Consider the following 14,323-nt stretch of genomic DNA (forward strand, 5'->3'; position numbering starts at 1 on the left):
AAATGAAGCCATTGTTTGCCTTGCTGTTCATTTTCATGGGCCTAAGCGTACCGACGACGTTCGCACAAGCGGGTGGTTTTGAATTAATGGAAGCCCAGTCGGTCCGTGTGACGGTTGTCTCAGAGGGTGAAGAGTTTGAATGGGAGTACGATAGCCCGCGCCACTATGAATTCCAATACGGTGACCGGGTGATGAAGGGGAAGAGGGCGCAGCGAGAAGTTGAGAGCATGACCGACACGCTTCAAATCGGTGAACATGTCACAAAGGACGTGTATAAGGAGCGACTCGAGACGCTGTATCCGAACTTAGAGCGCTTCGAAATTCGTTGGAAAAACGATGAAGGCAAACTACATGTATGGAGCTGGGAGCAGGAGTAGTCGGGACGTTCAATCGAATTCAGAGGCACAAGCAAGGTTCTAGGAAGCGCAGACTGCGCTCTTCCTAGGACCTTTTTGCTGATTTAAGGAGACGCGGGGACGATGGTTAGTTCTTTCGGATAGTGGGTTAAGCATTCGTGACTCTCTTCTGTAACCAGCACATCATCCTCAATACGAACGCCGCCAAGGGCCGGGACATAGATCCCCGGTTCAATCGTGTACGTCATTCCTGCTTGTAGCCTATCTGTATTGGTTTCATTTAGCGACGGAAACTCATGGACATCAACACCAAGGCCATGGCCAACCCGGTGAGGGAAATAGTCTCCGTATCCTGCCTCTTTAATCACGCTTCGCGCAGCAGCATCGATCTGTCCGAGCACAGTTCCCGGCTTTGAGATGGCGAGCGCTGCACGTTGGGCACCTAGGACAGTTTCGTAGATTGTTCTCATCTTTGTACTCGGTTCTCCATAAAAGACGGTTCTTGTAATATCGGAGCAATAGCCAGCAAAGACAACACCAAGGTCGAACAAAACCGCCTCTCCTGGGGCAAGTGTTCGTTCTCCGGGAACACCGTGTGGGCTTGCGGCATTCTCACCGAATAGAACAAGGGTGTTAAAAGACATTTCGCGCACGCCTTGCTTTCTCAAATCATACTCGATTTTGGCAATCACCTCTAATTCGGTAACGCCGTTTTTGAGAGCGTTGACGCCAGCCCGAACGCCTTCATCTGCTAGTGTGGCTGCACGACGCATACTCGAACGCTCATCCGCTGATTTAAGAAGACGCTGGTTCATCAGCATAGATTCACAGTCATTAATGTGGGCAGACGGCTGAAGCTTTTGCAGCTCGAGAACTCGTGCATACGGGACCGTTCTTTCTTCGAGAAATACGGTGTCGCCGACCAAGGTCTTCTTGTTAACAACATGGGCAATCTTTTGCCAGGGATTCTCCGCATCACTGTATGTGACCACTTTTTCATTAAAACCAACGGCTCTCACCAGTTCTTCCTCCATCTTAGGGGCGATGAGGAAAACATCCTCTGGAAAAACGAATAATCCAATAAGCCTCTCGTGGGGATCGGTGCGAAAGCCTGTTAAATAGAATAGATTCTCTTTGCTTTGTACAAAGGCAAATGTACCGTTTTCATTTGCGATTTTTTGTTGAAAGACATGCAATCTCTCTGCATTCATAAAAAGGCCTCCTTCATCTATTGGATCTAGCTGCGGCGGAGTAGAAGCTCGAGATCTTTCGCCCTGATACCGAAATCCAAAATCGGGATTTCTTTTATCGGGTCTCCAAAATTCTCTCTCCTAATTAACCCGCCTCCGCCTTTCTAATAGTATAGAGGAAATGGGACACAGATTCATCGAATTGGAATTTGGAAGTTTAATCGCTTGAAAATCGGTTATAAAATAAGGAGAGTAATTCTAACCAAAGGAGAGGAACGGAATGAAAGTCAGCTACCACGGACATTCAATTGTGCAGGTTGAAGCAAACGGGAAGAAGATGATCATTGACCCATTCATTACAGGCAATGAGTTGACAGACTTGAATGCAGACGAAGTAGACGTAGATGTGATTCTTCTCACGCATGGGCATAACGATCATGTTGGGGATACGATAGACATCGCGAAGCGCACTGGAGCACAGGTTGTGGCCATTGCTGAGCTGGCTACTTATCTAGAATTCCGAGGTGTTGAGAACGTACACCCGATGTCGATTGGAGGGGCGCACGAGTTTGATTTTGGCACAGTCAAGTTAACTCAGGCTTTTCATGGCTCTTCGTATACAGAGGAGGACAATCAACGTATCGTGTATACAGGCATGCCAGCTGGAATTTTATTCACGGCAGAAGGAAAGACGTTTTATCATGCTGGGGATACGGCGCTATTCAGTGATTTGAAGTTAATTGGGGAGCGCAATGATATCGAGCTTGCCTTTCTTCCGATCGGGGATAATTTTACGATGGGGCCAGAAGATGCTCAAGCGGCCGCTGAATGGGTTCAGGCTAAGAAGGTGGTGCCTATCCATTACAATACGTTCCCAGTGATCAAACAGGACCCTAAGGCGTTTGCGAATTCGCTACCAGGTGGGAGAGGCATTGCACTCGCGCCTGGGGAAGTTATCAATTTATAAATTCGGACAGCTCTTGCTTTCATCAAGAGCTGTTCTTTTTTTCGTCCCACTGCGTATGCTAGTAAAAAACGGACAAGGGTGGGATTGGATGAAACAACGAGCGATTATATGTATGTTGCTTACCGGAATCATGATTGCCTACGCCTATGAGCAGTTACCGCTACAGGAAGAAGGCATTAGTCAAGTTTTTGCGATTAGCTGGCTCGTGTTCGCCGGGGTCGTCTTAAGTGGAAATGTAATCGGCTGGATCCAGGCGACGAAAAAGCAAAATCGTGTTCGCATGCAAGAAGCAGCGCAGCAAGAAAAGAAGGAAAGAAGCAGTCAATACGGAGCATAAGTTGCTGACCACACCTTTCGGTCGTATAATAGCTATAGCGATTACGTGAAAGTGTGGTGCGATGCGTGACAACAAAGCACGAGCAAATACTCGATTATATTTCTCAGCTGCAAATAGGTGAAAAGATCTCTGTACGGCAAATTGCAAAGGCACTGAATGTAAGTGAAGGAACGGCGTACCGTGCTATTAAAGAAGCCGAGACGCAAGGCCTTGTGTCGACCATTGAGCGGGTGGGCACAATTCGAATCGAAAAAAAGAAAAAAGATAATATTGAAAAGCTCACGTATGCAGAAGTGGTGAACATCGTCGACGGACAAGTTCTGGGAGGACGACAAGGTCTTTACAAGACGTTGAATCGGTTTGTGATCGGGGCCATGAAAATGGAAGCGATGATGCGCTACGTGACTGCAGGCAATCTTCTTATTGTTGGGAACCGCTATCAAGGTCATAAGCTTGCCTTAGAAGCAGGGGCCGCTGTTTTAATCACAGGTGGATTTGATACGAGCCCGGAGGTCGTTCGCTTAGCTGATGATCTGGATTTGCCAATTATTTCAACGACCTACGATACGTTCACCGTGGCAGCGATGATCAATCGTGCGATTTATGATCAGTTAATCAAAAAAGAAATTGTGCTTGTCGATGATATTTTAATTCCCCTCCAAGATACATATTACATGATGACAAGCAACACGGTGGAGAAATGGCATGAACTAAACGCAAGAACGGGCCATAGCCGCTACCCCGTGGTGGACGGACAGATGAAAATACAAGGGATGGTCGCCGCCAAGGATGTGCTTGACAAAGCCAAGCATGATTCCATCGAAAAAGTAATGACGCCGAATCCAATTACGGTGAATGAACGAACGTCAGTTGCCTCTAGTGCGCATGTTATGGTCTGGCAGGGGATTGAGCTTTTGCCGGTAACTGACAATCAGCGTCGCTTAATCGGGGTGGTAAGCAGGCAGGATGTTTTGAAGGCGATGCAAACCACACAGCGACAGCCCCATGTCGGGGAAACGATTGACGATATTGTTACAAGCCGGATTGAAGAAGTGAGTGTCTCCGTGGGTGAAGAGGCAATCTACACTTGCGAAATTACGCCACAGATGACGAATCAAGTGGGGACCGTTTCCTACGGGGTGGTCACGACAATGATGGTTGAAGCAGCAAAGCGCGTCATGCGTAAACACAAGCGTGGCGACCTTGTCGTGGAGAATACGACGATGTATTATCTCAAACCTGTTCAAATCGACAGTATCCTAACCATTGTTCCTTGCGTCCTAGAAATCGGGCGAAAACACGGGAAATTTGACGTCGAACTCTTCCACGAAGGAGCCATCGTCGGCAAAGGGCTATTAACCGCCCAACTAATAGAGTAGAGGAAAGGGAGACGGATAGCTTAGCAGCGATGGGTTTTTAGGATCCGTTCTCCTGTGGCATGATTGGTTCATATCTAGACAGAAAAAACCCGTCCAATTGGACGGGCGTTTATTCCGGTAACTGAGCCACATAGTGCTTATGTGACTTAAATCCGAAGTGGGCATTGGCTATGCCGAAAATGAGAAAAACAACCCCAACAATGATTTGTACAGCCGTTTCCTGCATGACAAAAAGCAAGTTGACGCTAAAGGCAAGGAGAAAAATACCGATCGCGAACCGTGCGCGTGAATCGTTAATCTTTTTCTCCAGTGAATCCGGCAAGCGCCAGGCTCGGACGCGATGATATACGTAAAAAACAACAGCGATCACTGCGATAATAATAAGCAGTCGTCCCATTTCCAAACCTCCTTGATCTTGCTGCAAACGTTTCTCTTATTGTAGCGTGAACAAGTCGGTTTGACTAGTAATCAAAGAAGGAGGGGGGAAATGTTTACATCTATTCTTAAACAAATAGAAACATTTGATACGATCATTATTCACCGACATGTGCGACCAGACCCCGATGCTCTTGGTTCTCAGCTCGGGTTGAAGACATTGATTAAAACACGGTACCCAGAGAAACGCGTGTTTGCCGTTGGGGAAGAAGAACCCTCTCTATCGTTTCTTGGGAGCATGGACCTCATTGACGATGCCGTTTATGAAGAGGCGCTGGTCATTGTGTGCGATACAGCGAATACAGGACGGATTAGTGACCAGCGTTTCCACCTAGGAAAAATGCTCATCAAATTTGACCATCACCCAAATGAGGAGCCTTACGGGGACATCGTCTGTGTCGATACAACGGTGAGCTCAACTAGCGAGCTCGTGGTCGCTCTTGTCGAGGAAGTGGGTGACTTTGTCATGACTCCGGAAGCAGCTCTTCTTTTGTACGGAGGAATTGTCGGGGATACGGGGCGCTTCCGTTTTCGCAATACAACAGGAGTAACGATGCGACGTACTGGGCTTTTGCTGGATACCAATTTTGACAACCATGTTTTCTACTCCAACCTTTACAAACGCTCCGTAAAAATGGTGAGGCTTGAAGGGTACGTTCTCTCAAACTTTGAGGTGGTGAACGGAACCATCGGTGTAATGCGCTTGCCCCAGGAATTGCTTAAAAAATTTGAGGTCACGGCCAATGAGTCCTCTCTGCTTGTCAATAGCTTTTCAGATGTAGAAGGCTTAAAGGCGTGGGTCTTTTTTGTGGAAGAAGAAGCGAGTGATAAGATTCGCGTGCGGTTGCGCTCAAAAGGCGTGGTTGTGAATGAGATAGCGAAAGAGCATGATGGCGGTGGCCACCCAGTTGCAGCGGGAGCCACGGCCTATTCATGGGAGGAAACGAAAACGGTTGTTCAAAAACTTGTACAAGCTGCTAGTGAATAAAAGCCGAGGCTCATGAGTGGAAGTTTCTCATGAGCTTTTCTGGCTCCGGCGGGTAAAAGCTCGAGATTTTTCAATCCTGACATCGAAATCCAAGTTCAGAATTTTTTTATGTCAGACCTTCCGAAATTCTCGCTTTTGAGCGACCCGCCTGCGCTTTTCGAATTAAGAAGGGGGTTCCTCCGTAATCTCCAGCTCTAATTTCAGCGTGGTTGTCATATAGACCTTTTCCACTTTTAAGCGAAAGGATTTATCGTCGAGCTCATATCGTTTGTTTTCAATAGCCCGGTCTAGAAGGGTTTCTACATTAGCGGCCGTGTCAATATCAACTCCCTCTAAATCTGCAACCTCTTTTAGCGCAAGTTGTCGAAGTTCATAGACGTTAAGCTGACTAAGGTTCAGTTCTTCTGCGTTCGTGAACATCACTTCGATTTTTTGGATCGTTAGTTTTTTCTCGTTCTCGGCATCTTCAGCGTTCTGTTCGTTAACGAGTCTGTCAATCCTGTCTTGCTGATCTTCAATCGTTAGGCGCTGTTTGGTAATTTCAGTTAGCAATCGATCGTGCGCTTGCCCGTACTCCCCCAAAAAAAAGGTCCAGCCGACAAAAGCTCCAACAGCAAGTCCGGCGAAAAAACGCAGCCACCCATAGTGTTTTTTATACTGTGGAATTTTCATTAAAACGAGGATTCCCCGGTGATCCATTGCAAGAGTACGGTACCGGCATGGGCGCCGCAAAAGGCGACGAGAAGCATCATAAGTGTTTTGTAAATGTCTTCATGCACGCCGCTAAACAACCCTCTTTCAATGCTCGTAATCGCGTCAAAAGAGCCACCAATGGCAGCCACAATCGCCCATATCTTCAAGCTTGCTGACAGACTTTGAATCTCTGCTAAAATCGGTTTGCCGACTAAAAACGCCCCAATGCCCCCAATCAGTGCTCCGCCGATCATCACACCAAAAGCAACAAAGAAATTCATGACAAGGATAGCAAGCATCTCTCTTGTTAACATAGCGCTCACCTCTTTTATACTCTCTTACTATGTATAGGGACGACCCTTTAGAAATATGATAAAAAGCTTTATGAAAGGATGGAGTCTCGAAAGATTGTTTCCTCGCAGGTTTCATACTAAACTAGACGATAACTGAAAGTGGTCAAAAGAGGGAAGTGGTCGGATGAATGTGCTCGTGACGAACATTTACAGCGAGTATAGTTTGCTTCAGTCAACAAATCGAATGGATGCACTCGTGGCTAGGGCTGCTGAGCTTGGATATGAGGCGATTGCGCTAACGGATCCGTTTGTTATGTACGGAACCGTTCCTTTTTATAAAGCTTGTCTCTCGCATGGAATGAAGCCGTTAATCGGCTTAGAAGTTCGGATCGTGAGGGAGGAAGAGAGTTTTCCCGCTCGTGTTATTGCCAAGAATCAAGCAGGCTACCGTCGTTTAATTCAGCTTGCAACCAAAATGGGTTTCTCTAAGGAGCCGCAGCTTTCGATTGGGGATCTGCAGAAGGCGACAGCGGATTGCGCCATCACCCTTCCTGAAGAGGCTTTAGGAGCTGGCAGCGAGCACGAGAAAAAAAAGCGTTTTTTTGAGCTAGCAGGTGATGGAGACGCTTATCTTGAGCTCCCTGGGAGAAAGGAAGACGCGCGACTTGCTGCTTTTGCTCAAAGAACGGAGATTCCTCTGATTGCAGCCTCACCGGTTCGGTTTCTCGTTGAAGAAGAGGCCGAGGCTTATAAGATGATTCGGGCCATTGCAGCAGGGGAGTCGACTGCGAACATAAGGCTTCCAGAAGAATGGCGAACATGGTTCCTTCCATCCACCCAGACCTTTGAAGAAAGGTTCGCTGAATACCCAGAGGCTTTAGCGAACGCTACAGCGCTTGCTTCTTGTTCAAAGGTAAGCCTAGAGCTTGGGAATGCGCGTATTCCTGCATTTGATGGGTTGGATGGAGAACAAGCAACGAAGGAACTCCGCGAGCGCTGTGAGAAAGGCATCCAGCAGCGTTTTGGGTCGACGACCGAGCAGATAGTGGAGCGAATTCGCCATGAGTTAACTGTCATCGCGAAGATGGGCTACGCCTCCTATTTTCTAATTGTCGCCGATTTTATGGATTTTGCCCGCAGAAATAATATTTTAACAGGGCCGGGGAGGGGGTCATCGGCTGGTTCTCTCGTTGCCTATGTGCTCTACATTACAGACGTCGATCCACTGAGCTACAATCTGTTGTTTGAGCGTTTTCTAAATCCGGAGCGAGCCTCGCTGCCTGACATAGACATTGATTTTCCCGACTACCGCCGTGACGAAGTGATTAACTATGTTCGCAGACGCTACGGGGAGGATCGAGTGGCCCAAATCGTCACGTTTGGTACGTTCGCGGCGCGGGCGGCCGTGAGGGATGCAGGAAAAGCACTAGGCTATCCTCAAACGTTTGTCGATAAGGTCGCCAAGGCTGTTCCCCAAACCGCTGGGGTTAAGCTTCGGGAGGCGAGAGAGAAAGGCCGTTTTGCGTCCATACGCGAAGAGCGGGAGCTAGCGGATCTTCTTGCAAGAGCGGAGCAGATTGAAGGACTTCCTCGCCATGCTTCCACTCATGCGGCAGGGGTAATCATTAGTGATCAGCCCTTAACCAATGTTGTGGCCTTAGAACGTGGTCAGGAAAGTCAGACGATGGTTCAGGCGGAAATGGGTAGCTTGGAAGAGCTCGGTCTTTTAAAATTTGACCTTCTCGGCTTGCGGAATCTAACACTGCTTGAGCGGATCTTTGCCCATATCCAAGCGTCTACAGGAGAAGTGTTGCAAGCCACTGCTATTCCCATGGAGGACATGAAAACCTTTGAAATGCTCCGTTTGGGGAAGACGAGCGGAGTGTTTCAGTTAGAATCTGCGGGAATGAGAGATGTGCTAAGCCGTCTTGAGCCAAGCCGATTTGAAGACATCGTTGCTGCAAGCGCCCTATATCGGCCAGGTCCGATGGATTTTATCCCTGATTATGTTGCGAAAAAGCACGGAAAAGAGCAAGTTCATTACGTTCACCCAGACATCGAACCGATTCTGGGGCCGACGTACGGGGTCATTGTTTATCAGGAACAAATCATGCAGCTGGCACAGGTGATGGCAGGGTATACGCTTGCGGAGGCCGATATTCTTAGGCGAGCCATTAGCAAAAAAAAGCAGGAACTGATGAGCGAACAACGGCAGCAATTTGTCGCTCGGAGCTTGGAGAAGGGCTACGCGTCTGAAGTCGCAACCGAGGTTTTCGACTTAATCGCTCGCTTTGCTAGCTATGGCTTTCCACGAAGTCATGCCGTTGCTTACAGCATGATTAGCTACTGGCTCGCGTATTTAAAGGTACACTACCCCAAGGCCTTCTATGCTGCTCTCTTTTCTTCGGTTTGGCAACATCAGGAGAAGCTCTCTACCTATATAGCGGAAGCCAAAAAAGAGGGCATTGTCATGCTTAAGCCCTCAATGGAAAGGAGCAGTGCGCTCTTTACACTCGAGACAAAAGGCATCCGTACAGGACTGTTGCCTATTGTAAATGTAGGCCTGCAGACGGTCCGTGAGCTCATGAATGAACGGCAGCGCAGTTCCTATAAAGATTTGTTTGATGTATGCTCAAGGCTGCCAACAAGAGTCATTCCGAAGCGCACGCTTGAAGGGCTCATCAAGGCAGGGGCCATGGATGAGTTCCACGTTTCAAGGTCGGTTCTGCTTCACAGTTTGGATAAGGCTATCGACTTCGCTACAAAGGTGCGTCGCTTTCAGGAATCGGCGGGGGAGCTTTTTACGATTGAGCGAACAACGCCAAATTACGTGGAGGCCGATCCTTCGACACGCATAGAAGAGCTTGAGTATGAACGAGAGGCTTTAGGGTTTTATCTAACCGGACACCCAGTAGAAGAGCAGGCCAAGACGCTAAAAAAATACGGACGGGCGCCGATTGCCGAGGCGATGCAGACAAACGGTGAGGTACGGGTGGCCGGTCTTGTTCAGAGCGTACGAAAGATCACGACGAAAAAAGGAGACCCAATGGGGTTTCTTATGATTAGCGACGAAAGTGGACAGTGTGAGGTGGTTGTTTTTCCGCGGCTCTGGAAGCAGACCGAAGCGTTGTACAAAGAACAACATCTGCTTTTTCTTGAAGGGTCGTTTGAGGAGCGCAATGAGCAAAAACAGTTGCTCGTTAACAAAGTCGTTTCGATGGAGCAGATCCTTACGAGAGAAAAACCACTGGAGACCCTGTACCTTCGCGTTACTGAACAAGAAGACACACCTACGAGGTTAAGCGATATTAAATATGTGCTCAATCGCTCCCCTGGACATACGCCGGTCGTGCTTTTTAGAGAGAAAGAAGAATCCTCCAGGTTACTCCAAAATGAATTTTCGGTCACAACCGATAGGAAAACCGTAAGCATTCTCAAACACTTACTCGGGGAAGAAAATGTCGTGATTAGACCCCGAGGCAAAACTCGCGACGAAGAGGCTTGATTTGGGTTCGAGAAATCGTTTTTTTGGATCTTTTTGTTTAAGACCTTGGCGGGCGTTGTGGATTTGTTTATAATAGAATCAGACATTTTAAGTGGTCAGACCAGTGACTAGAAACATAAAGGAGAGAAAATCGTGCCAACGACAAGAGAGGAAGCTCTTCACATTCACCGTTTAAATCAAGGAAAGCTGGAATCAAAAGCAAAAGTCCCCGTCAAAGATGCACGCGATTTAAGCTTAGCGTATTCTCCTGGAGTTGCAGAACCTTGTAAGGAAATTTTTGAAAACGTAGAATCGGTCTATGAGTACACCATGAAAGGGAACATGGTTGCTGTTGTCAGTAACGGGACAGCGGTACTTGGTCTTGGGAATATTGGACCTGAGGCTTCTCTCCCAGTAATGGAAGGAAAGGCTGTGTTGTTTAAGTCCTTTGCGGGCGTGGATGCGTTTCCAATTTGCCTACGCTCGAATGATGTGGATGAAATTGTAAACACCGTAAAGCTACTTGAACCAACGTTTGGTGGAGTCAACCTTGAGGACATTGCTGCTCCAGATTGTTTCGAAATCGAAGAGCGCCTCAAAAAGGAAACGAATATCCCTGTTTTTCATGATGACCAGCACGGAACGGCGATTGTGACGCTTGCTGGATTAATGAATGCTTTGAAGCTGAGCGGGAAAAAACTTTCAGAGATTAAAGTAGTAGCCAACGGTGCAGGAGCGGCTGGGATTGCCATCATTAAGCTTATGCTTCGAATGGGTGTGCGTGACGTAATTATGTGCGATACAAAAGGAGCGATTTTCGAAGGACGTAATTACGGCATGAACGCGGTAAAAGAAAAAGTCGCGAAGAACACGAACCGTGATCGCATGGAAGGAAAGCTTGTAGATGTCATTAAAGGGGCCGACGTCTTCATAGGTGTGTCTGTCGCAGGCGCGGTTTCAAAAGAAATGGTAGAGAGCATGAATGAGGACCCAATTATTTTTGCAATGGCAAACCCAGTGCCAGAAATAATGCCAGAAGATGCCAAGACAGCTGGAGCATCTGTGATTGGGACTGGGCGTTCGGACTTTCCGAATCAGGTAAACAATGTCCTTGCTTTCCCGGGTATCTTCAGAGGGGCATTAGACGTGCGTGCAACGCATATCAATGAAGAAATGAAGGTCGCAGCAGTATACGCGATTGCTGATCTTGTGGCGGGTCAGGAGTTGAATGCAGACTACGTCATTCCAGCACCTTTTGACCCTCGAGTTGCCCCAGCAGTTGCCGCGGCGGTGGCGAAAACGGCGATGGAAACGGGAGTGGCTCGAGTAAACGTGGACCCAGAGCAAGTCTCCGAGAAAACAAGCAAACTAACCATGATTGATTGATCAGCTAGGTGGAGGAAACTATGTCAGCTGAACAGCCAAAGCGATATGTAGAAATTATTCGCAAGTTGAGCGAGCTCATCCAAAAGGGTGGCCTCACTAGTGGAGACAGGCTTCCTTCAGAGCGTCATATAAGCGACCGACTGGATGTCGGTCGCTCCTTTAATCTAGCTCTGGCGGGTAGAAGCTCGAGATTTTTCAGCCCTGCCCGGAAATCCAAAACCGGGATTTCTCGTGCAGGGCTTCCAAAATCCTCACTTCTTGGCGACCCGCCTACGCTTTTTGGATTTAGTCTAGCTCCGGCGGGTAGAAGCTCGAGATTTTTCAGTCCTGCCCGGAAATCCAAAACCGGGATTCCCGAGCAGGGCTCCAAAATTTTCACTTCTTGATGAGCAAGCTAGGGAGGATCTGACGGAAACAAGGCGAATAGTAGAACTGGAAGCATTGAAATTAGCATGTGAGCGCATCGACGATAAGAATGGTTTAAGCTTGAATGAGCTTATGGTGATTTTCCTGTTGAAGAAGACTATTTGTGGCACGAGACATTGTGAAAGCTTGTCAAAACACATTGCTCCAAAACTTATGGAGATCTCTCGTTTCTGTTTAATAAAAAAAAGCAATGAGAGAGTCTCTGGAGTGGGGAGCCCGTCCACGATCTCCACCTGGGAGCATGAGCAAATTCCGCGAGCGCTCCACAAGCGAGATAAGAAGAGGCACAGAAGGCGATACGTCTGCACTTAGAAAACAGTCGCTTTTAAAAGGACAAACTTAAAGGCATGTGCGTTATGAATGGAGTGTACAATCGTGTTAAAGGATATTTTTTCGAAAAAAAGACGCTATGCGACGATCCCCTCGGAGCGAGCAAAAAGAGAAGTTCCTGAGGGGTTAATGACAAAGTGTCCATCGTGTCGGACCATTATGTACACGAAGGAATTCAAAAATAATTTAAACGTCTGTCGTACATGCGGCTATCATCACCGTATGTCGGCTCGGGAACGGATTGCGTCCCTGATGGATGATGGGACTTTCTATGAGTATGACAAGGAGTTAGAAGGCAGAAATCCACTAGCATTTCCAGGCTATGAGGAAAAGGTGGCGAAGGATCAAAGGAAGACAGGCATGAATGAGGCCGTCATAACGGGTGAAGGCCGAATCAATGATTACCCGGTGGTGATTGCGGTGATGGACGCGAATTTCCGCATGGGAAGCATGGGGTCAGTCGTAGGTGAGAAGATTACACGTGCGATTGAAAGGGCTGTGGATACCGGCTTTCCACTTATTATTTTCTCGGCTTCTGGTGGTGCGCGTATGCAAGAAGGGGTGCTTAGTCTCATGCAAATGGCGAAGACAAGTGCTGCGCTTGAACGTCTTGACCGTGCGAAAGGTTTGTTTATCTCCGTCATGACACACCCAACGACGGGTGGCGTTTCTGCAAGCTTTGCTTCCTTGGGAGATTATAATTTTGCAGAACCAAAAGCACTCATCGGGTTTGCCGGGCGCAGAATCATTGAACAGACGATCAGGCAAGAACTTCCTGAAGATTTTCAAACGGCAGAGTTTCTTTTGGAACATGGGCAGCTCGATCAGGTGATCTCCCGTCATGATTTGAAGGATACGCTGACAAAAGTCTTGGCCATGCATCAAATGGGCTAAAGAAGGTGGACACATGACTTCAGAATTAGAGTTTGAGAAACCAGTCATTGAACTAAAACAAAAAATTGCTGACCTTAAAGCATTTGCAGAAGAGAGAGATCTTGATTTGAGTACGGAAATTGAAAAAATGGAAGCGCGGCTCGAAAAACTTTCAAAAGACGTGTATGCCCATTTGCAGCCATGGGAGCGGGTGCAAATTGCCAGGGAACATTGCAGGCCGACGACGCTTGATTACATCGATCAGTTATTTGAGGACTTTCTGGAGATGCACGGAGATCGCCTGTATGGGGACGATGCGGCGATTGTTGGTGGAATCGCCCTCTTCAACGGCAAGCCTGTGACCGTTATTGGTCATCAAAGGGGCAAGGATACGAAGGAAAACATTCGGCGCTATTTCGGGTCTCCACATCCTGAAGGGTACCGCAAAGCGTTGCGCCTGATGAAACAAGCAGAAAAGTTCGGTCGCCCCATCGTCTGTTTTATTGATACCAAAGGGGCGTATCCTGGAAAGAGTGCAGAAGAGCGGGGGATTAGCGAGGCTATCGCTCGCAACTTACGGGAGATGGCAGGCCTAAGGGTGCCGATTATCAGCATTGTCATTGGCGAAGGTGGCAGCGGTGGAGCACTTGCTCTTGGTGTAGCCGATCGAATTTATATGCTTGAGAACTCTACGTATTCAGTGATCTCGCCAGAAGGGGCGGCCACTATTCTTTGGAAAGATTCGACTCAAGCAAAACGCGCAGCGGAAACGATGAGAATTACGGCCCCGGATTTGTCTGAGCTAGGGATCATAGATGACATTATTCCTGAACCAAACGGCGGCGCACAAAGAGAAGTTGAACAACAGGCGATGGAAATTGGACGGGTGGTAACAGAGGCTTTGGCAAGTTTGCAAGGAAAATCGGTCGAGACGCTTCTCAATGACCGTTATGAAAAATTCAAGACAATCGGTCAATTTTCAAATGCTAGTACTCAGAGTACAACCGAATAACTGCAAGTGCTTTCACATGGCTGGAAGCACTTTTCGTCGTTGGCCCGAACTTGTCTTCATAAAAACAAAGTGGTATGTTAACTAGCAGAGACATTTCGCACTAAGACATTGTGACTTAATTAAGCCTGCTTGCGATGCGCGGAGGCTTACGTAGTGTGATAGGAGGATGGAAAC

Annotated in this window: 14 protein-coding genes; 10 read left to right on the forward strand and 4 right to left on the reverse strand. The window is 47.8% G+C overall.

Going from position 1 to position 14,323, the window contains the following annotated elements:
- Positions 1-2: 2 nt before the first annotated feature.
- Complete coding sequence (locus tag AVZ68_RS06990; RefSeq protein WP_059103804.1) at positions 3-377, forward strand: hypothetical protein; 375 nt, start codon at positions 3-5, stop codon at positions 375-377.
- Between the two features lie 83 nt (positions 378-460).
- Here the strand turns inward: AVZ68_RS06990 and AVZ68_RS06995 are convergent, their stop codons facing one another.
- Positions 461-1,567, reverse strand: a complete 1,107-nt coding sequence (locus tag AVZ68_RS06995; RefSeq protein WP_059103805.1) for a M24 family metallopeptidase — start codon at positions 1,565-1,567, stop codon at positions 461-463.
- Positions 1,568-1,826: 259 nt separating this feature from the next.
- Between AVZ68_RS06995 and AVZ68_RS07000 the strand changes: the two genes are divergently transcribed.
- The 3 genes from AVZ68_RS07000 to AVZ68_RS07010 all read left to right on the forward strand — a co-directional run bounded on the left by AVZ68_RS07000 (position 1,827) and on the right by AVZ68_RS07010 (position 4,229).
- Positions 1,827-2,513, forward strand: a complete 687-nt coding sequence (locus AVZ68_RS07000; RefSeq protein ID WP_059103806.1) for a metal-dependent hydrolase — start codon at positions 1,827-1,829, stop codon at positions 2,511-2,513.
- A gap of 88 nt (positions 2,514-2,601) precedes the next feature.
- Positions 2,602-2,850, forward strand: coding sequence for a hypothetical protein (locus tag AVZ68_RS07005; protein ID WP_059103807.1), 249 nt, complete (start codon positions 2,602-2,604; stop codon positions 2,848-2,850).
- Positions 2,851-2,915: 65 nt separating this feature from the next.
- Positions 2,916-4,229 carry a DRTGG domain-containing protein gene (locus AVZ68_RS07010; RefSeq protein WP_059103808.1) on the forward strand — a complete coding sequence of 438 codons (1,314 nt, stop codon included), beginning with the start codon at positions 2,916-2,918 and terminating at the stop codon, positions 4,227-4,229.
- A 109-nt stretch (positions 4,230-4,338) separates the two neighbouring features.
- Here AVZ68_RS07010 and AVZ68_RS07015 read toward each other — a convergent pair whose 3' ends face one another.
- The gene (locus tag AVZ68_RS07015) at positions 4,339-4,626 is read right to left on the reverse strand and encodes a YtpI family protein (RefSeq protein WP_059103809.1); all 288 of its coding nucleotides are present in this window, start codon (positions 4,624-4,626) and stop codon (positions 4,339-4,341) included.
- Positions 4,627-4,716: 90 nt separating this feature from the next.
- Here AVZ68_RS07015 and AVZ68_RS07020 point away from each other — a divergent pair, with 90 nt between their 5' ends.
- Positions 4,717-5,652, forward strand: a complete 936-nt coding sequence (locus AVZ68_RS07020; RefSeq protein WP_059103810.1) for a DHH family phosphoesterase — start codon at positions 4,717-4,719, stop codon at positions 5,650-5,652.
- A 162-nt stretch (positions 5,653-5,814) separates the two neighbouring features.
- Here the strand turns inward: AVZ68_RS07020 and ytrI are convergent, their stop codons facing one another.
- Both ytrI and AVZ68_RS07030 read right to left on the reverse strand, forming a co-directional pair.
- The gene (gene ytrI / locus AVZ68_RS07025) at positions 5,815-6,324 is read right to left on the reverse strand and encodes a sporulation membrane protein YtrI (protein WP_059103811.1); all 510 of its coding nucleotides are present in this window, start codon (positions 6,322-6,324) and stop codon (positions 5,815-5,817) included.
- Entirely contained in the window at positions 6,324-6,659 is a 336-nt protein-coding gene (locus AVZ68_RS07030) for a YtrH family sporulation protein (protein ID WP_059103812.1), read from the reverse strand. The genes ytrI and AVZ68_RS07030 overlap by 1 nt, the downstream gene beginning before the upstream one ends.
- A gap of 163 nt (positions 6,660-6,822) precedes the next feature.
- On the opposite strand from AVZ68_RS07030, the gene dnaE reads away from it, so the two are divergent.
- The 5 genes from dnaE to AVZ68_RS07055 all read left to right on the forward strand — a co-directional run bounded on the left by dnaE (position 6,823) and on the right by AVZ68_RS07055 (position 14,149).
- Positions 6,823-10,143: a DNA polymerase III subunit alpha gene (gene dnaE, locus AVZ68_RS07035; protein ID WP_059103813.1), complete on the forward strand. Its 3,321-nt coding sequence runs from the start codon at positions 6,823-6,825 to the stop codon at positions 10,141-10,143.
- A gap of 132 nt (positions 10,144-10,275) precedes the next feature.
- Positions 10,276-11,508: an NADP-dependent malic enzyme gene (gene ystJ, locus AVZ68_RS07040; RefSeq protein ID WP_059103814.1), complete on the forward strand. Its 1,233-nt coding sequence runs from the start codon at positions 10,276-10,278 to the stop codon at positions 11,506-11,508.
- A 20-nt stretch (positions 11,509-11,528) separates the two neighbouring features.
- The gene (locus tag AVZ68_RS07045; protein WP_059103815.1) at positions 11,529-11,894 is read left to right on the forward strand and encodes a GntR family transcriptional regulator; all 366 of its coding nucleotides are present in this window, start codon (positions 11,529-11,531) and stop codon (positions 11,892-11,894) included.
- A 415-nt stretch (positions 11,895-12,309) separates the two neighbouring features.
- Complete coding sequence (gene accD, locus AVZ68_RS07050; protein ID WP_059103816.1) at positions 12,310-13,158, forward strand: acetyl-CoA carboxylase, carboxyltransferase subunit beta; 849 nt, start codon at positions 12,310-12,312, stop codon at positions 13,156-13,158.
- A gap of 13 nt (positions 13,159-13,171) precedes the next feature.
- The gene (locus AVZ68_RS07055; RefSeq protein ID WP_059103817.1) at positions 13,172-14,149 is read left to right on the forward strand and encodes an acetyl-CoA carboxylase carboxyltransferase subunit alpha; all 978 of its coding nucleotides are present in this window, start codon (positions 13,172-13,174) and stop codon (positions 14,147-14,149) included.
- Positions 14,150-14,323 lie beyond the last annotated feature (174 nt).

The organism is Shouchella shacheensis, assembly GCF_001484965.1.
Classification (GTDB): Bacteria; Bacillota; Bacilli; order Bacillales; family Bacillaceae_D; genus Shouchella; species Shouchella shacheensis.